12 protein-coding genes are annotated in these 17831 nt (G+C 66.8%); 5 read left to right on the top strand and 7 right to left on the bottom strand.

The genetic code is table 11. The annotated features are described in order from the left end of the window. The 3 genes from ACX80A_RS11710 to ACX80A_RS11700 form a co-directional block, all read left to right on the top strand. Positions 1–1497 (top strand): (2Fe-2S)-binding protein (locus ACX80A_RS11710; RefSeq protein WP_459259888.1); only part of this gene is annotated, 1497 nt, incomplete at its 5' end. Between the two features lie 3 nt (positions 1498–1500). Beyond that, a complete protein-coding gene (cobA, locus tag ACX80A_RS11705) occupies positions 1501–2556 on the top strand; it encodes a uroporphyrinogen-III C-methyltransferase (protein WP_459259887.1) in 1056 nt (351 codons plus the stop codon). Between the two features lie 14 nt (positions 2557–2570). After that, a complete protein-coding gene (locus tag ACX80A_RS11700; RefSeq protein WP_459259886.1) occupies positions 2571–3674 on the top strand; it encodes a uroporphyrinogen-III synthase in 1104 nt (367 codons plus the stop codon). A 12-nt stretch (positions 3675–3686) separates the two neighbouring features. Here the strand turns inward: ACX80A_RS11700 and ACX80A_RS11695 are convergent, their stop codons facing one another. From ACX80A_RS11695 to ACX80A_RS11685, 3 genes are read right to left on the bottom strand one after another with little or no spacing between them, the layout of a single operon-like run. Beyond that, positions 3687–5210, bottom strand: a complete 1524-nt coding sequence (locus ACX80A_RS11695) for an FAD-dependent oxidoreductase (RefSeq protein WP_459259885.1) — start codon at positions 5208–5210, stop codon at positions 3687–3689. Next, positions 5207–7366, bottom strand: coding sequence for a molybdopterin oxidoreductase family protein (locus ACX80A_RS11690; RefSeq protein ID WP_459259884.1), 2160 nt, complete (start codon positions 7364–7366; stop codon positions 5207–5209). The genes ACX80A_RS11695 and ACX80A_RS11690 overlap by 4 nt, the downstream gene beginning before the upstream one ends. Positions 7367–7371: 5 nt before the next feature. Then, positions 7372–8778: an MFS transporter gene (locus ACX80A_RS11685; protein ID WP_459259882.1), complete on the bottom strand. Its 1407-nt coding sequence runs from the start codon at positions 8776–8778 to the stop codon at positions 7372–7374. Positions 8779–8952: 174 nt separating this feature from the next. On the opposite strand from ACX80A_RS11685, the gene ACX80A_RS11680 reads away from it, so the two are divergent. After that, positions 8953–11811, top strand: a complete 2859-nt coding sequence (locus ACX80A_RS11680) for an FAD-binding and (Fe-S)-binding domain-containing protein (protein WP_459259881.1) — start codon at positions 8953–8955, stop codon at positions 11809–11811. Here the strand turns inward: ACX80A_RS11680 and ACX80A_RS11675 are convergent. Then, positions 11808–12257 (bottom strand): pyridoxamine 5'-phosphate oxidase family protein, encoded by a 450-nt coding sequence (locus tag ACX80A_RS11675; RefSeq protein WP_459259880.1) that lies wholly within the window; start codon positions 12255–12257, stop codon positions 11808–11810. The two genes, ACX80A_RS11680 and ACX80A_RS11675, sit on opposite strands and share 4 nt — an antisense overlap. 589 nt (positions 12258–12846) lie before the next feature. On the opposite strand from ACX80A_RS11675, the gene ACX80A_RS11670 reads away from it, so the two are divergent. Continuing rightward, the gene (locus ACX80A_RS11670) at positions 12847–15213 is read left to right on the top strand and encodes a phosphoketolase family protein (RefSeq protein WP_459259879.1); all 2367 of its coding nucleotides are present in this window, start codon (positions 12847–12849) and stop codon (positions 15211–15213) included. 8 nt (positions 15214–15221) lie between these two features. Here ACX80A_RS11670 and ACX80A_RS11665 read toward each other — a convergent pair whose 3' ends face one another. From ACX80A_RS11665 to ACX80A_RS11655, 3 genes are all read right to left on the bottom strand, one after another. Continuing rightward, positions 15222–16073 (bottom strand): universal stress protein, encoded by an 852-nt coding sequence (locus ACX80A_RS11665; RefSeq protein WP_459259878.1) that lies wholly within the window; start codon positions 16071–16073, stop codon positions 15222–15224. After that, on the bottom strand, positions 16070–16522 hold the full coding sequence (locus ACX80A_RS11660; protein WP_459259877.1) for a universal stress protein: 453 nt from the start codon (positions 16520–16522) through the stop codon (positions 16070–16072). The genes ACX80A_RS11665 and ACX80A_RS11660 overlap by 4 nt, the downstream gene beginning before the upstream one ends. A gap of 107 nt (positions 16523–16629) precedes the next feature. Continuing rightward, on the bottom strand, positions 16630–17796 hold the full coding sequence (locus ACX80A_RS11655) for a globin domain-containing protein (RefSeq protein WP_459259876.1): 1167 nt from the start codon (positions 17794–17796) through the stop codon (positions 16630–16632). Positions 17797–17831: the final 35 nt, after the last annotated feature.

The raw sequence follows: 17831 nt of genomic DNA, 5'->3' as shown, positions 1-17831 counted from the left end.
CCCCCCCCCCCCCCCCCCCCCCCCCCCCCCCCCCCCCCCCCCCCCCCCCCCCCCCCCCCCCCCCCCCCCCCCCCCCCTCCCCCCTCCCCCCCCCCCCCCCCCCCCCCCCCCCCCCCCCCCCCCGACGCCGTCCTTTGCTCCTGCAACAACGTCACCGCCGGGGCGTGCCGCTCAGCGGTGCACGGCCTGGACGCCAACGGTGAGGCGACCGACCCGGCGCTTGACATGCCCTCACTTAAAGCGTGTTCCCGTGCGGGAACCCAATGCGGCTCCTGCGTGCCGATGCTCAAGAAGCTGCTTGACGCCGAGCTCACCAAGGCTGGTCGCACTGTGTCGAAGGGCATCTGCGAACACTTCGCGATGTCGCGGCCCGAGCTGTTCGAAGCCATCCAGGCTCTCGACCTGGCGTCCTTCCAGTACATCATCCTCCGCTTCGGGGCGACCGATGAGGCGAAAACCGGGCACGGCTGCGACATCTGCAAACCGGCCATCGGCTCCATCCTCGCCACTCAGCGCGGGGAATACGTGCTCGACGGCGGCCGCGGCACCCTGCAGGACACCAACGACCGTGCCCTCGCCAACATGCAACGCAACGGCACCTACTCGGTGGTCCCGCGGATCCCCGGCGGAGAAATCACGCCGCAGAAACTCGCCGTCATCGCGCAGGTCGCCGAGCAGTTCGGCCTGTATGTCAAGCTCACCGGCGCCCTGCGGATCGACCTGTTCGGGGCCAGGCTGGAGCAGCTGCCGGAGATCTGGAAGATCCTCGTCGAGGCGGGCTTCGAGTCCGGTCAGGCGTACGGCAAGGCCCTGCGGAACGTGAAGTCCTGCGTCGGGTCCACCTGGTGCAGGTTCGGCGTGCAGGACTCGGTGGCCATGGCGATCAATCTGGAGCTCCGGTACCGCGGGCTGCGCGCACCGCACAAGTTCAAAATGGGGGTCTCCGGGTGCGCCCGTGAGTGCGCCGAAGCACGCGGGAAGGACGTGGGCATCATCGCGACCGACCAGGGGTGGAACCTGTACGTCGGCGGCAACGGCGGCTTCCAGCCCGCCCACGCCCAGCTGCTCGCCCAGGACCTCGACGACGCGACGCTGATCCAGTACATCGACCGCTACCTCATGTACTACATCCGCACCGCCGACCGCATGCAGCGGACCGCCCGCTGGATGGACGACCTCGACGGCGGCCTCGAGCACGTGCGCGACGTCGTCATCAACGACTCTCTCGGCATCGCCGCCGACCTCGAAGCCGCGATGGCCCGCCATGTGGAGCACTACGAAGACGAGTGGGCGGCGACGCTCAAGAACCCCGACCGGCTCAGGCGTTTCCGGTCCTTCGTCAACGCACCCGACGCCGCAGACCAATCCATCGTCCTCGTCGAGGAGCGTGGCCAGCGCCGCCCGGCTACCCCCGTAGAGATAGAGGCCGGCGCAGGACGCGTCAACCTCGGAGCGGCGATCCCCGTCCGCGCCCCAGCAGAAACCGTGGAGGGCTGAGCCGTGCACCTTGATATTGATATGTCTGGACGCCGCGTGGTGGTCATCGGAAGTGAGTGGGCCGCCCGCCGGGCCGTGGCGCGGTACCGGGCTGCGGGCGCCGCCGTCGAGCGGTATCCCAATCCTGACGACTGCACGGTACCCGTGCTCGACGGCGCCGCCCTCGTCGTCGTTGTGGACGGGGCACCCGTAGCCGCGGCGGCCGCCCCTGGACCGAACCCGGCCGGTGATGCACTCCGGGAGCGGTGCCACAGCGCCGGATCCCTTCTCACGCGGGAGGCAGCGCCGGCGGACACCGGCCAGGTGACTCTGATCGGTGGCGGCCCCGGCGCGTTGGGGCTCCTGACGCTCGACGCTGCGGCGGCCCTCCGGGAGGCAGATGTGGTCCTGTACGACCGGCTGGCCCCCGCCGAGGCCCTCGCAGAGTTCGCTCCGGCTGCCGAACTGATCGACGTCGGGAAGCTACCGGGCCATCACCGGGTGCCGCAGACCGGGATCAATGACCTCCTGGTCAGTCACGCCCGTGCCGGACGGCACGTCGTCCGGCTGAAAGGTGGAGACCCTTTCGTGTTCGGGCGCGGCAGCGAAGAGTTGGCGGCTTGCCTTGAGGCGCAGGTCCTCTGCCGGGTGGTCCCCGGCGTGAGTTCGGCGATTTCTGTGCCCGCCGCCGCGGGCATCCCGGTCACGCACCGTGGAGTCAGCCACCTGTTCACGGTGGTGTCCGGGCACGCCCCTTTGACTGATGAGGAACACGGGCACCTCGCGGGGCTGGGCGGCACCATTGTGGTCCTCATGGGGGTCTCGACGTTACCGCAGTTGGTGGCCGGACTCGGCCGCGCCGGGATTCGGCAGGACATGCCCGTCGCCGTCGTCGAGCGCGGGTATAGCCCATCCCAGCGGACGACGGCGGGCACCCTCTCGACGATCGTCACAGCCGCTGGCGTCAACCGGTGCCAATCACCCGCCGTCCTCGTGATCGGTGAGGTGGTGCGTGTCGGACTCGACCTGCAGGGCGGCGCCGCGCATCTGGCGCGACTGACCGAATCCCTGGCATCGTGACCGGGGCGATCCGCATGGACGGAGCCGGTAAACAGTTAGCTGGCTTCCGCATCGGTGTTACCTCCGACCGCCGGTCGGGCGACCTCATCGATGCCCTCGAGCGGCGCGGTGCAGCCGTGTTCCACGCCCCGGCGTTGAAGATCGCGCCGATCGTGGAGGACGTGGCGCTACTGACGGACACCGCGGCGATGGTGACCGCGCGCCCGGACCTGTTCATCATCACCACCGCCTACGGGATGCGCCGCTGGTTCGAGGCCGCGGACGCGGCCGGGCTGGGTGACGACCTCCTTGAGGTGCTAGGTGAGGGCCGGATCTACGTCCGCGGGCCCAAAGCCAGGGGAGCGGTGCGCGCCGCGGGCCTGGACGACGAGGGCATCAGTTCCGATGAGACGACGGCGACCCTCGTCGACCAGTTGCTGGAGCAGGACCTCTCGGGACTGACCATTGGCGTTCAACTGCACGCGTACGCCGACGCCCATCAACTGGATCGGCTGCAGGCCGCCGGCGCTACCCTGCTGACGGTAACGCCCTACCGCTGGGTCAAACCCGAGGGTGCCGAACGGTTACCCCGCCTGATCGAGGCTATCTGCACCGGCCAGCTGGACTGCGTGACCTTCACCAGTGCCCCCGCCGTGGACGCGCTGTTCAGCACCGCGGCGGAGCAGGGCCTTCACGCGGAACTGGTTGAGCGGTTCCGTACCACCGTCCTGACCGCCGCCGTCGGGCCGGTCACAGCGCAACCACTGATCGAGGCGGGGATCGTTCCGCTCGTGCCGGAACGATTCCGGATGGGCGCACTGATCCGCCTGGTCTGTGACCACCTGTCGGAGAATTACGTGGAACAGCTGAGCACTTCGTCCGGGTACGTCGAGGTGCGGGGCCGGGCCGTCCGGGTGGATGAGGTGGAGGTGGACCTCGCCCCGGCACAACTCGTCCTCTTCAAAGCCCTGGTGTCCGCGCGGGGTGCTGTCCTCGGTCGGGAAGCCCTGGTGGAGATGCTCGCCCGCACCGGCGCCAGCCACGCACTGGACATGAACGTGAACCGGCTGCGGAAATCCCTGCCCGATCCTTCCCTGGTCGAGACCGTGGTCAAGCGTGGGTACCGACTGCACGTCTAGACCGCCACTGTCCTAGACCGCCACGGCGAAGTGTTGTTCAATCACGGCCTTGATGTCCTCGTGGCATCCCCCGCAACCCGTTCCCGCCCTGGTGCTGGCTGAGACGTCGGGGACAGACGCGCAGCCGTTCACCACGGAATCCGCCACCGTGCCCCGGGTGACGCCCGCGCAACGGCAGAGAGTCGCATCGGGTCCGGGAGGAATCGCCGCCACCGCTCCCTCGGCACTGTCCAGCCGCAGCAGACTGGAGCGGTCAGCCGGGAGCTCACTGCCGCGTTCAAAAAGCAGGACCAGTTCGGCGCCGGTCCGTGGCATCCCCACGCAGACCAACCCCGTCAGGACGCCGTCGCGGGTGACCATTTTTACGTAGCGTCCGTGCCCGGGGTCTGCCCAGACCGCCACAGCCAGCCCCGGTTGAACCGCCCAGGGATCTGCGTCCGTCTCGCCGGCCGTCACAGCGTCCACGCCGCGGGCCTTCAATACCAGGACGGCGTCGCGTCGCTCGGGAAGCCCGACGGTGGGGGCCGGAGCGGCAGCGAATTCGGCCGCCCACGCCAGGCCGAGGTAGTCCGCCTGCTGCCAGCCTGGACCGATCAGCCCCTGCGGGGCGGTGTCCTCCGTGCAGGCCGGGCAGGAACTGATCCGGCACCGCACCTCGGCGCAATCCCCGATCGCCCAGATGCCCTCCGTGTCGACCGCGCGCAGCGTGTGATCGACCAGCACGCCATCGGCGACGTCGAGGCCACACCCCTCGGCGAGTTCGGTCCGCGGCCGCACACCACACGCGAGGACGAGCCTGCCGCCGTCGACCCTCGTCCCGTCCGCGAGGTTCAGGCCCGCGAACCGGCCGTCCACCAGGTGCACCCCGGTGGAGGTGCCGGCGACGACGGCGATGCCTGCGTTACGCAGCGCTGCCGCCAACACCAGGGCCCCTTCACCCAGGAGCCGTTCCATCGGGGAACGGCCGTGGTGCACGAGGGTGACCCGGCCGCCCTCCTCGGCGGCGGCGAGGGCCGCTTCGATGCCGAGAATGCCGCCGCCCAGCACCACGATGCGTTCCCGGGAGGCCAGGGCGGTTGCCAGGGCGCGGGCATCGTCGAGGTCGCGCAGGAAACTGACTCCTGCGGGTAACGCCTGTGATCCGCCGTCGTCCATGCCCTCGAGGCACGGCAGGATGGGGCGCGAACCGGTCGCGAAAACCAGCCGGTGATAGGGGATTGCCTCGCCGCCGTCGAGCAGTACCTGCCGGGCCGGGCGGTCCACCCGGGCCACCCGGGTGCCGAGGCGAATGTCGACGCCGAGGGCCCTCAACGCCGCCGGGTCGGCCAACCCGATGGCGGCCTCGCGGCTACGGCCGACGGCCACGTCGGCGACGAGCACCCGGTTGTAGGCGGCGTCCGTCTCCTGGCCAATGACCGTGACGGCGATTTTTCCAGCGGCGACGAGTGGCTCAAGATGTTCAACGAGCCGGGCCGCGACCGGGCCGAAACCCACGACGACGATCCGCTCCGGAGCACCAGACTCAGGGTTACTCATGCGTTGACCTCCAGCTCGTCTGCCAATGACCGGGATGGGTGGACGGACAGAGCCGCTACCCGGACCGGGGTTGTCTTGAACTCCGGCATGCCGGAGATGGGGTCGGTCGCGCTGCCCGTGAGCCGGTTCGCGCTACCTGCCTCCGCGTAGTGAAACGCGAGGAACACCGTGTCCTGCCGAAGGTCCGCCGTCAGGTCCGCCAGGGCGTGGGCTTCGCCGTTCTCACTCGTGACGACGACAGCATCGCCCTGGGCAATGCCGAGGTCATCAGCCGTGGCGGGATGAAGTTGCAGCCGTGGCCCGGGCTGTGCCGACAACAGCTCGGGTACTCGCCGCGTCTGGGTGCCGGACTGGTAGTGCTCGAGCAGGCGGCCGGTCGCGAGGAGCAGCGGTGCGGGAACACGGGTATCGGTCCTAGCGGCCTGCGGGGCGACCCGGACCAGGGCTGCCCGCCCGCCCGGATGCGCGAACGCGTTGAGGAAGAGCCGGGGTGTCCCGGTGCCGCCCACCGGGTAGGGCCAGTAGGCGGCTGTCCCGCCGTCGAGCAGCTCGTAGTCGAGCCCTGAGTAATCAGCGAGGCCACCGGCGCTGGCTCGGGCGAGTTCGTTGAACATCGTTTCGGGGTCCTCGCTGAACAGCGACGGAGCCTCCAGGAGCCGGGCGAGTTCCTGCATGATCCAGAGTTCGCTGCGGGCGCCTTCCGGAGGCGCCACGGCAGCCCGGCGGCGAAGGACGCGGCCCTCGAGGCTGGTGATGGTGCCCTCTTCCTCTGCCCATTGCAGGGCCGGAAGGACGACGTCGGCCAGCGCCGCGGTCTCGGACAGGAAAAAGTCGGAAACGACGAGCAGGTCCAGTGAGCGCAGGCCGTCGATGACCGTGGTCACGTTCGGCGCCGAGACGGCAATGTTGGCCCCGTGCACGAAGAGGCACCTGACGCCGTCCGGGCGGCCCAGCGCGGCGAGGAGTTCGACGGCGGGAAGCCCAGGCCCGGGGATCGCTGCCTCGGGTACTCCCCACACCTCGGCGATGTGGGCGCGGCCGGCCGGGTCGGTGATCTTCCGGTAGCCGGGCAGCTGGTCGGCCTTCTGGCCGTGCTCGCGACCGCCCTGGCCGTTGCCCTGGCCGGTCAGCGTCCCGTAGCCGCTGTGGGAGGTGCCGGGCAGCCCGAGGAGCAACGCGAGGTTGATGGCCGCCGTCGTGGTGTCCGTTCCATCAGCGTGTTGTTCGATGCCTCTGCCGGTGAGGATGTAGGCGCCCGGACCGCCGTCGGCTCCGCTGCGTGCGCCCCGCGCCAGCAGCCGTGCAGTGGCCCGGATGGATTCCGCTGGAACGCCCGTGAGGCTCTGGACGCGCTCGGGCCACCAGCGCGCGAGGTCGCGGGCGACGTCGTCGTGCCCGGTGGTCCGTTCGTCAAGGAACGTGCGGTCCTCCAGACCCTCGGCGACCACCACATGGGCGAGGCCGAGGAGGAGCGCGAGGTCAGTGCCGGGGGTGGGCTGCAGGTGGATGCCCTTGCCCTGGTCGGTGAGGCGGGCCGTCGCGGACCGCCGGGGGTCGACGACGATCAGCCCGCCCGTGCCCTGGGCGCCGCGGAGGTGCTGCACGAAGGGCGGCATCGTGTCGGCGGCGTTCGAGCCGAGGAGGAGGATCACCGAGGCGGCGTCGAGATCCTCGAGGGGGAAGGGGAGGCCGCGGTCAACCCCGAACGCCCGGTTCCCGGCTGCCGCAGCGGACGACATGCAGAACCGGCCGTTGTAATCGATGCGGGAGGTGCGCAGGGCGAGGCGGGCGAACTTGCCAAGGGTGTAGGCCTTCTCGTTGGTGAGGCCTCCGCCGCCGAACACCGCAACAGCGTCCCGCCCATGAGCGGCCTGGATGGTGCGGACGCGGTCGTTGATGAGCTGCAGCACGTCGGCCCAGGGGGCTTCCCGCAGCACGCCGTCGCTGCCGCGGAGCAGCGGCGCGGTCAGACGGTCCGGGTGGCGGAGCAGATCGGCTGCCGACCAGCCTTTCCGGCACAGCCCGCCCCGGTTGGTGGGGAAGTCCCGACCGGCGACCGTCGCCTCGGTGCCGTTCGCTGCGGCGGTGACGGTCATGGCGCACTGGAGGGCGCAGTAGGGGCAGTGGGTGCGCTGTTCGGGGCCGGTTTGTTCCATGGTGGTCAGACCTTACCGAGGGCCGAGGAGCGGCGGAGGTAGAAGAACCACGTGACGAGGAGCATCAGCACATACCCGCCGACGAAACCGTAGAAGGCAAAGTCGTAGCTGCCGGAGGCACCCTTCGAGGCGTTGAGGACCTGCGGGATGAGGAAGCCTCCGTAGGCGCCGATCGCCGAGATCAGGCCAAGGGCAGCCGCGGATTTGCGGGCTGTGCTGACCGATTCGCGTAGATCAGTCTGTCCGACAGCGGCTCCCCGCACCGCGAAAATGATGGGGATCATCCGGTAGGTGGCGCCGTTGCCGGTTCCAGCAGCGGCGAAGAGGACAAGGAAGAGGCCCAGGAAGAGCCAGAAGTTGGCGAGCGGAAGCGTCCAGACAACCGTGAGGGCGACTGCGGCCATGACCGCGAAGGCTGCGACGGTGATCAACGCTCCACCGAAGCGGTCGGCGAGGCGGCCGCCGAACGGCCGGGCGAGGGAGCCGACCAGCGGTCCGAGGAAGGCAAGGGACAGGGTGACCGGTCCCATCGCGAGGGTGGAGAAGGCGGGGAATGAGTCGACGATGAGCTTCGGAAAGACACCGGCGAACCCGATGAAGGAGCCGAAGGTGCCGATGTAGAGCAGCGCCATGATCCAGAAGTGCGGCTCGCGAAGGGCCGCCAGAGAGCCCGCGATGTCACTCTTCGCGTTGGACAGGTTGTCCATGTACTTCCAGGCACAGACGGCCGCGATGATGATCAGCGGCACCCAGAACAATCCGGCGAGCGGCAGGTTCAGGGTGGCGGCAGCACCGAGGGCGACGACGATCGGAACCACGAGCTGCGCGACGGCGGCGCCGAGGTTACCTCCCGCGGCGTTCAGGCCGAGCGCCCAGCCCTTCTCGCGGGCCGGATAAAAGTAGGTGATGTTCGCCATCGAGCTGGCGAAATTGCCGCCACCGAACCCCGCGAGGGCTGCGACAGCGAGCAATACACCGAAGGGCGTGTCCGGGTTCGAGACACAGACAGCCAGCCCGATGGTGGGAATCAGGAGCAGCAGAGCGGAGACGACTGTCCAGTTCCTGCCGCCGAATCGCGGCACCATGAAGGTGTAGGGAATGCGAAGGGTCGCGCCGACCAGTGACGGCATTGAGATCAGCCAGAAGATCTGCGAGGTGGTGAACGTGAAGCCGGCCGCCGGCAGGTACACGACAACGATCGACCAGAGCTGCCAGACCACAAACCCGAGGAACTCACAGGCGATGGACCACTGCAGGTTGCGCTTGGCGATAGGCTTGCCGACGCTGTTCCACTGTGTGGTGTCTTCGGCATCCCAGTTGTCGATCCAGCGGCCGGGCCGGTGGGCGAGCGGCGACGCGGTCGTGGCGGTTGGAGCGCTCAGGGCCGGGGGTGATACTTCGTCAATGCTCACGGAGACCTCCAGGGTTGGTGTTGCTACTCCCCCCGACGGTACGGAGCCCGCGTTTCCACTCATGGCGTGCCACGTAAACGCTCCGTGACGTTCACCTATCCGGGCTCGCATGATGTTGTGAGAACTTCGACTCCTGAACCACGGGGATCCTGAACGGCGGGTAACATGTTACTCATGGCGACGACGCTCACAGCACCCACCTCCCTGGTTTCAGAACTTCAGACCAGGGGAGTTGTCGACGTTCGGGTCGATGCAACGTCCCGGGCTGCCTACTCCAGCGACGCGTCCCTGTACCGGGTGCAGCCCACCGCCGTCGTCTTCCCACGGCACCTGGACGAGGTGCTCGCCACTCTCGAGGTCTGCCGTGAACGGGGCATCCCGTTCACCTCCCGCGGTGCCGGTACCTCGCTGGCCGGCAATTCCATCGGGACCGGCGTCGTGATCGACTTCAGCCGCCACCTCAATAGGGTGCTGGACTTCGATGCCGAGGCCCGCACCGCCGTCGTCGAACCTGGCGCCGTGCATGCGACTTTGCAGAAGGTGGCACTGGCAAACGGACTCCGTTTCGGGCCCGACCCGTCCACGCACACCCGCTGCACCGTCGGCGGAATGATCGGCAACAACGCCTGCGGCTCACGGGCGCTCGCGTACGGTCGCACGGCCGACAACGTGACGCACCTCGACGTCGTCACCGGGTCCGGCGCCCGGCTGTTTCTTGGCGCGGATGGTACGCCGTCGTCCCCGGAAACCGACGTGCTGCGCTCGCTGGTGGGTGCAGAACTGGGCACCATCCGCACGGAACTGGGGCGCTTCGGGCGACAGGTGTCCGGTTACTCACTCGAACATCTCCTGCCTGAGCGCGGGTTTGACCTGCGGCGGGCGCTGGTGGGCAGCGAGGGGACGCTCGCCGTCGTGCTCGAGGCCGGAGTGCGGCTGGTCGCCGACGCCCCGCACAAGACCATGGTGGTGCTCGGGTTTGAGACCATTGGCGACGCGGGCGACGCCGTCACCAGCGTCCTGCCGTTCCAGCCCACCGCGTGCGAGGGCCTGGATTCGCGGATCGTTGAGGTGGTCCGCACCCGGAAGGGCCCGCAGGCGGTACCCGAACTGCCCGGCGGTGCGGCCTGGCTGTTCGTTGAGATTTCCGGGGATGACGCCGTCGACGTCGCCGATCGCGCGGGGCGCCTCAGCGCCATCGAGGAGGCCAGGCACGCGCAGATCATCACCGATCCGCGGGAGGCGCTGGCGCTGTGGCGGATCCGCGAAGACGGCGGCGGACTCGCCGGGCGCTCACCGGCGGGGGCACCCGCCCACGCCGGCTGGGAGGACGCAGCGGTGCCACCGGAACGGCTGGGCGACTACCTCCGCGAGTTCGACGACCTGCTGCTGACCCACCACCTCACCGGGTTCCCGTTCGGTCACTTCGGGGACGGCTGCGTCCACATCCGCCTCGACTTCCCACTGGCCGACCACGGCACCACGGTGTTCCGCGAGTTCCTCACCGACGCGGCGAAGCTGGTGGCCCGCTACGGTGGGTCCCTCTCCGGAGAACACGGCGACGGCCGCGCCCGCAGCGAACTCCTGCCCTACATGTACTCTCCCGCAGCCATCTCCCTCTTCGGTAAGGTCAAGGGCATCCTCGACCCGGACAACATCCTCAACCCCGGCATCCTCGTCAATCCTGAGCCGCTGGACGCCAACGTCCGGGTGGCGGAAGCCGGGCCCTTGCGGTCCAAACTGGGTTTCGGCTACCTGCACGACGACGGCGACTTCAGCCAGGCGGTGCACCGCTGCACCGGCGTCGGCCTGTGCAGGGCATCGCATGCGGACAACACCTCGGTCATGTGCCCGTCTTATCTGGCGACCCGGGAAGAGAAGGACTCTACCCGCGGCCGGGCGCGGGTGCTGCAGGAGATGATCAACGGGTCAGTCACCGGTGGCAGCAGGGGCGGGAAACCCAACTGGCGGGCACCCGAGGTGCACGACGCCCTGGACCTCTGCCTCTCCTGCAAGGGCTGCGCCTCCGATTGCCCCACCGGCATCGACATGGCCGCCTACAAGGCCGAGGTGCTGCATCAAAGCCATAAGGGCAGGATCCGGCCCGCCTCGCACTACTCGCTGGGGTGGTTGCCGCGCTGGGCGAAACTGGCGTCCTTCGCCCCAAAACTGGTCAACAGTCTGGTCCGGCTGCCCGGTGCACGCCAGTTGGGGCTTCGGCTGGCGGGCGTCGACCAACGGCGGTCCATTCCAGCCTTCGCGCCGCAGACCTTCCACGCCTGGTTCAACGCACGCCGCACCGCTCCCTCCGCAGACCGCCCGCCGGTGTTGCTCTGGGCCGATTCGTTCACCAACAACTTTTCCCCGGAGGTGGGGAAGGCGGCAGTCCGGGTGCTGGAAGCGGCGGGTTACGAGGTTCGGATCCCCGAGGCCCCGGTATGTTGCGGTCTCACCTGGATCTCGACCGGCCAGCTCGACTCGGCCCGGAAGATCCTGCGCTCAAGCGTGGACGTGCTCGGAGCGTCGGTGGAGAAGGGCATCCCCATTGTGGGCCTGGAGCCCTCCTGTACGGGGGTGCTCAGGTCAGACGCGGGCGAGCTGCTCGGACACGATGTCGCCGGCCGGGTGGCCGAAGCCACCCACACCCTCGCCGAATTCCTCGCGACGACCCCCGGTTACACGCCGCCGTCCCTGGTGGGGAGCACCGTCGTCGCGCAACCGCACTGCCATCACCACGCGGTGATGGGCTGGAGCCCCGACGCCGCACTCCTCGAGAGCGCCGGTGCCACGCTGCAGAAGCTCGGCGGATGCTGTGGCCTCGCCGGGAACTTCGGCGTGGAGCGGGGCCACTATGAGATCTCGGTGGCCGTGGCCGAGCAGCAACTCCTGCCGGCCGTTCGGGCGGCGGTCGACGACGCCGTCGTGCTGGCTGACGGCTTCTCCTGCCGGACCCAGCTTGAGGATCTTAGCGACCGCCGCGGCATCCACCTGGCGCAGCTCCTGGACCCAGCGAGCCGAGACCTGACTGGGCTCTAGTGAGCGGCGCGGAGCCGTCGACCGCTGATTTTCCGCGGGCTGATGCCAAAGAACACGTTGCGTTGACCGGGAGCCCACGGCTCGTCGGCGCGGCTTCCCCATAATGTCTTCAGGAGGGCTGGATCGGTGATGCGGTTGACCGGACCGTTCACCAGGATGGTCCACCCGCTGCGGGTGGGCGTGTCGATGTGGTCGAGCTGGAATGCGGCCTGTTCCAGTTGGCTCCGGGCGATCACTGCGTCCTCTGAGGTGCGGAAGTACACACCGCCGTCGTACACAATGCAGTTCAGCGGGAAGATCGTGACCATTCCCTCATAAAGGAACCCGATGCGCCCGGTCGTCTGGCCGGCCATCAGCGCCCAGCACTCATCGGCGTTCAGGGTCTGGGAAGCACGGAGCAGCCCGGGCGTGTCCCAAAATTCATCGGAGACGGTGGGAGCGGTCATGTGTGTGCCTGCCTCTGCGCGGAGTGTGCCTGTGTTTCCATGTGCCCACCGTAGATACGAACGCCCGGCACCGGTAGGGCCTTTAGTCCGGAAGGTATTGCGCGGTTGAGCACAAGTCGACTATGTGCCCTGTGGCGTTACTGGAACGGCTTGTGGGTCGCTCCCGAGTAACGTCCAGCGATTCGGCAACCAGGGGACTACAACTAGACCGGCCAGAGGGTAGAACTGCTCAAGGCCACGCCGTTCAGATATCACCAGGTTAGAGCGGCCAGACTCGTGCCTTCATTGACCACTCATCTTCTTATTTGACTAGTTGATGTATACATCATGTACCAATGGGTCGAAAAAGGAAAACTGACAGCAGCTTGTCGTGACTGCGGGTGAGCGGCTGAGAGGATACAAGCGGGCGACGAAGCCGTTTACCGATCGATGATTTCTGCGCCGATGATTCACAGCCAGGAAGGATGAGGGGGACGGGCATCATCTGCTGGCCGTCGTGCTTATGTACTCACCGTAACTCCCGGACGGTGAGTACATAAGGGTCCTTTGGCACTGGAACATGGCTTGCTTTGGCTACAAGCTGAAGTCCATGAGTCAGCAGCCGGTCCTTAATCCTGCCCAACTGTCGAACATCAACGCCTGGTGGCGGGCGGCGAACTATCTGTCGGTGGGACAGATCTACCTTATGGATAACCCACTCCTCAAGGAGCCCCTGCGGCCGGAACATATCAAGCCCCGGCTGCTGGGCCACTGGGGAACCACGCCTGGACTGAACTTCATCTACGCACACCTTAACCGGGCCATCATGGCGCGCGAGCTCGACATGATCTACATCATGGGGCCCGGCCACGGCGGGCCCGCGGCCGTTGCCGCAGCCTGGCTTGAAGGCACGTACAGCGAGACGTACCCGGACATCTCCTGGGACGGCGCTGGTATGCGACGACTGTTCCACCAGTTCTCTTTCCCCGGCGGCATCCCCAGCCACGTCGCCCCGGAAACCCCCGGGTCGATCCATGAGGGAGGCGAGTTGGGGTACGCCCTCTCCCACGCCTACGGTGCAGCGTTCGATAATCCGGACCTCACGGTCGCAGCAATCATTGGCGACGGCGAAGCCGAGACTGGACCGCTCGCGGCCAGCTGGCACTCCAACAAGTTCGTTGACCCCCGCCGGGATGGTGCAGTCCTGCCGATCCTGCACCTCAACGGCTACAAGATTGCCAACCCCACGGTCCTGGCGCGGATCAGCCGCGAGGAACTGGATGCACTGCTCCGCGGGTACGGCCACATCCCGTATTACGTGGAAGGCTCGGACCCGGACCAAATGCATCAGGACTTCGCTGGCGTGCTGGATAGCTGCCTCGACGACATCCAGGACATCCAGCGCCGGGCGCGCACCGAGGGGGACTCCGATCGTCCCCTCTGGCCCATGATCGTGCTGCGCTCGCCGAAGGGCTGGACCGGCCCAGCCGACGTAGACGGCGTCAAGGTGGAAGGCACCTGGCGTGCCCATCAGGTGCCGTTCAGCGGGGCCCGCGAAAACGCTGACCACCGGGAGGTTCTCGAGAAGTGGCTGCGCAGCTACCGGCCGGAGGAGCTGTTCGACGACGACGGCGTGCCCGTCCCAGCCATCCGCGGCCTCCACCCGGAGGGCACGCGGAGGATGAGCGCCAACCCTCATGCCAACGGGGGACTGCTGCTCCGTGACCTGCAGATGCCCGATTTTCGCGAGTATGCGGTTCCGATCGAATCCCCCGGGACCGGTACTGTCGAATCCACCAGGGTGCTGGGAACTTTCCTCCGGGACGTCATGTCGGGAAACATGGAATCGTTCAGGGTCTTCGCCCCCGACGAAAACAACTCCAACCGGTTGGATAACGTGTTGGAGGCCACCGCCAGAACCTGGAATGCCGAGGTAGTCCCTGGCGATGATCACCTGGCCCGCGACGGCAGGGTCATGGAAATCCTGTCCGAACACACCTGCCAGGGCTGGCTGGAAGGGTATCTCCTCTCCGGCAGGCACGGGTTCTTTTCCTGCTACGAGGCGTTCATCCACGTGGTGGATTCGATGTTCAACCAGCATGCCAAGTGGCTGACCACCACCAACGGCATCCCGTGGCGTCGCCCGATCGCCTCACTGAACTATCTGTTGACGTCCCACGTCTGGCGGCAGGACCACAACGGATTTTCGCACCAGGATCCAGGGTTCATCGACCATGCGATCAACAAGAAGGCCGATGTGATCCGGGTATACCTGCCGCCCGACGCGAACACGCTTTTGTCGGTGGCAGATCATTGCCTGCGCAGCCGGCAATACGTGAACATCATCGTCGCGGGCAAGCAGCCCCAGCTGCAGTATCTGGACATGGAATCAGCGATCCGGCACTGCATCAAGGGTGTTGGCATCTGGGAGTGGGCCAGCTCGGAGGCGGGGGAGGAGCCCGACGTCGTCATGGGCTGCGCCGGAGACGTGCCCACCATGGAAACCCTTGCCGCCGTCGAAATTCTGAAGACCCATTTCCCGGACCTGCGGATTCGGGTGGTCAACGTCGTGGACCTGATGCGGCTGCAGGACCAGAGCAGCCACCCCCACGGGTTGTCGAGCCTTGAGTTTGATGCGGTGTTCACCCAGGACAAACCGGTGATCTTCGCCTATCACGGCTACCCGTGGCTCATTCACCGGCTGACCTACCGCCACACGAATCACAACAATTTCCATGTGCGCGGCTATAAAGAGGAAGGCACCACCACCACGCCGTTCGACATGTGTGTGGTGAATCAGATCGACCGGTTCAATCTGGCCATCGACGTGATCGACCGGGTGCCACGACTTCGCGACATTTCATCGCACGCGAGGGAGAGTCTGAAGGACAAGTTGATCGCCCACCATCAGTACATCAGGACCGCAGGCGAGGACCTGCCGGAGGTCAGGAACTGGCAATGGACAGCCAGGACGTAAGCTGACGCTCAGTTTCTGGGCCGTCGGGAAATCAGGATGTTGCCTTTGGCATGGTGGAGAACCGCTTGCGCCGTGGAACCGACGGCACCCAGGAAGTGCCCCTGGCCGGTCTCACCCACCGCCACGATGCGCGCTGTCACTGCGGCCTCAAGGATGGTGCCAGCTACAGAGTGACCGGTCACCAGCGCCGATTCGACCTCGATACCCGGCATGGCCGTGCGGGCGCGCTGCGCTGCGGCCGAGAGGATCTGCATGGCTTTGACCTCGGACCCCGGGTAGGAATGATTCCGCCCGAACAGGCGGACGTCGTCGCGCACGTGTAGAAGTTTTAGAGGCGCATCCCACAGAGTTGCTAGGGAGATCGCATCGTCCAGTGCTGTCTCGCTCTTGGGGGATCCGTCGACGCCGACCAGCACAGGACCGTTGGGGGCCTCCTGAGCTCGCACCACGACTACCGGGCAGTGAGCTGTGGTGGCGAGCTTGAGGCTGACCGACCCGACCAACAGACCCAGGAACCCGCCCAGCCCGCGGCTGCCCACCACCATCAGGTGCGCGTCTTGCGACAGACGAGCGAGGATGTCTGACGCGACCCCGGCGATGAGGCTCGTCTGGACCTCAAGCCCGGGCGAAAGCTGCCGTGCCTTCGTTTCCCCTTCGGCGAGGACCGTCTCCGCAGCATGTTTGAGTCCGCTGTCCGCGACGCCCTCCACCGGGCCTACATCGTGGGTGATTAATGGCCAGATCCAACCGTGCACAAGATGCAGGGTCCGCTGTTCCAACACGGCCTGCGCCGCCGCCCACTCAAGTGCCATGCGTGCCTGATCCGACCCGTCATATCCAACGACGATGCTGCGCTTCATGCGGTACTGCTTTCGCTCGGGGGTAATATATCGGGGCCATGAGCAATGAGCACCGGACATGATGCGTGTTCGGCGACGGTGGAGCTCACCGAGCCCAACAGCAGGCCAGCAAACCCGCCGTGTCCCCGGCTGCCGACCACCAGCAATTGTGCTGCTTTGCTTTCTTCAAGGAGCACCCTGGCCGGTGCTCCCTGACGGGTAATGGTGGTGACGTAACGGGGCAGGTCGTTGTGGAAGGCCTTCCTTAGCGCCTCCGACAAAATTGTCTCGGCGACTTCTTCTGGGTTCCATCCCGCGGGAGGGAACTCGTAGTAGGAAAACGGAATCTGCCACGCGGCGACGGCCCGGATACCGCCGCCGATGGTGGGGTGAAGCCGTTCGGCCCACTGCAACGCAAGGATTGACGACGGCGACCCGTCCACTCCGACGACAATATACTTTTCAGCCATTGACCCAGCATGCCGCCACCGACCGCACCGCTACAGGGGCTTTGGTCCCGCATTCCGTAACCACTGGTGAATGCGGGACGCGACCCGGCGGAGCGGCGGTTCCGGCGTCAGGCGTTGGCGAGCCACAGATCGGAGCCGAAGACCTCATAGTGGATGCGGTCCGCAGGTACCCCTGATTGCAGAGCCTGTGATCTGATGGACCGCATGAAGGGCAGGGGGCCGCAGAGGTAAACGGATGCGTCCGCCGGAATGGTCACGGCATCCAGCGACATTAGCCCGCTATGGAAATCTCCGGCGGGTTGTTCCAGCCACAACTCCAGTTCGGCGGCTTCCAGGCTGGCCGCGTCGTTGCTCATCTGTTCCCGCAGCGCCCACCGGTCCAGGCTGGTTTCGGCGTGGAGGACCAGGACCTCCCGGCGTGAGTCCTTCTGCGCCAGTGATCGCAGGATGGACGCGATGGGTGTGCAGCCGATGCCGGCGGAAGCGAGAACCAAGGGGTGCTCGCCGTCGCCCAGAACAATGTCTCCGCATGGATTCGAGAGCATCAATTGATCCCCCACCTGGACGGTGTGGTGGAGTACGGGCGTCACTTCGCCGTCGGCGTCGAGCCGGGTGGTGAACACCCTGACACCTGGTTCGTTCTCGGCGCCCAGCGAGTACTGGCGCACCTGGTGAATTCCGTCCGGCATCATCACTTTGACCCCGACGTACTGGCCGGGCCGCGAGGCTGTGATGGGGGTGTCGTCAGCGGGTACCAGGGTGAACGTAATGGCGTCACTCCCGGCGGCTACCTTGCTGCGCACAATCCACGGTGTCCACGGCTTCTCGCTCGCAGCACTGGCGTACAAGCCGTTTTCCATTTTGATCAAAGCGTGGGCCATCAGCCAGTAGACTTCGGTCCATGCTGCAGCGATCTCCGCTGTGATGACCTCGTTGAGCTCTTCGGCGATGGCGTCGAACAGGTGCTTGTAGACGACGTCGTACTGTTCCGGCACGATCCCGAGCGAGACATGCTTGTGAGCAATGCGGGCGAGGAGGATTTCCGGTGCACTGTCTGGATTCTTGACCAGATGTGCTGCGAAGCCCGCAATACTCCCGGCGAGAGCCTGCTGCTGGGTCCCATTTTTCTGGTTCGATCGGCTGAACAACCCGTCAAAGAGTTCCGGGTGCGCGGCGAAGAGGCGCGCGTAAAAGTTCGTTGCAATACCGGGCATCTTCTCGCCTACCAGCGGCAGCGTGGCTTCGATGATGGGGTATGACTGGTGCGAAAGCATTCCGTCTCCTTGCGTTGAGGGCTACTGCTTTCAAA

Source organism: Arthrobacter sp. TMN-50, assembly GCF_054511125.1.
The sequence above is the reverse complement of the archived record's forward strand: the minus strand, read 5'-3'. Positions and strand labels throughout refer to the sequence as shown.

Bases quoted from the DNA above. Each gene is read 5' to 3' on its own strand.
- ACX80A_RS11670 (WP_459259879.1), top strand. From the start codon at position 12,847: ATGAGTCAGCAGCCGGTCCTTAATCCTGCCCAACTGTCGAACATCAAC.
- ACX80A_RS11655 (WP_459259876.1), bottom strand. From the start codon at position 17,796: ATGCTTTCGCACCAGTCATACCCCATCATCGAAGCCACGCTGCCGCTG.
- ACX80A_RS11690 (WP_459259884.1), bottom strand. From the start codon at position 7,366: ATGGAACAAACCGGCCCCGAACAGCGCACCCACTGCCCCTACTGCGCC.
- ACX80A_RS11660 (WP_459259877.1), bottom strand. From the start codon at position 16,522: ATGGCTGAAAAGTATATTGTCGTCGGAGTGGACGGGTCGCCGTCGTCA.
- ACX80A_RS11665 (WP_459259878.1), bottom strand. From the start codon at position 16,073: ATGAAGCGCAGCATCGTCGTTGGATATGACGGGTCGGATCAGGCACGC.
- ACX80A_RS11700 (WP_459259886.1), top strand. From the start codon at position 2,571: ATGGACGGAGCCGGTAAACAGTTAGCTGGCTTCCGCATCGGTGTTACC.
- ACX80A_RS11695 (WP_459259885.1), bottom strand. From the start codon at position 5,210: ATGAGTAACCCTGAGTCTGGTGCTCCGGAGCGGATCGTCGTCGTGGGT.
- ACX80A_RS11675 (WP_459259880.1), bottom strand. From the start codon at position 12,257: ATGACCGCTCCCACCGTCTCCGATGAATTTTGGGACACGCCCGGGCTG.
- ACX80A_RS11680 (WP_459259881.1), top strand. From the start codon at position 8,953: ATGGCGACGACGCTCACAGCACCCACCTCCCTGGTTTCAGAACTTCAG.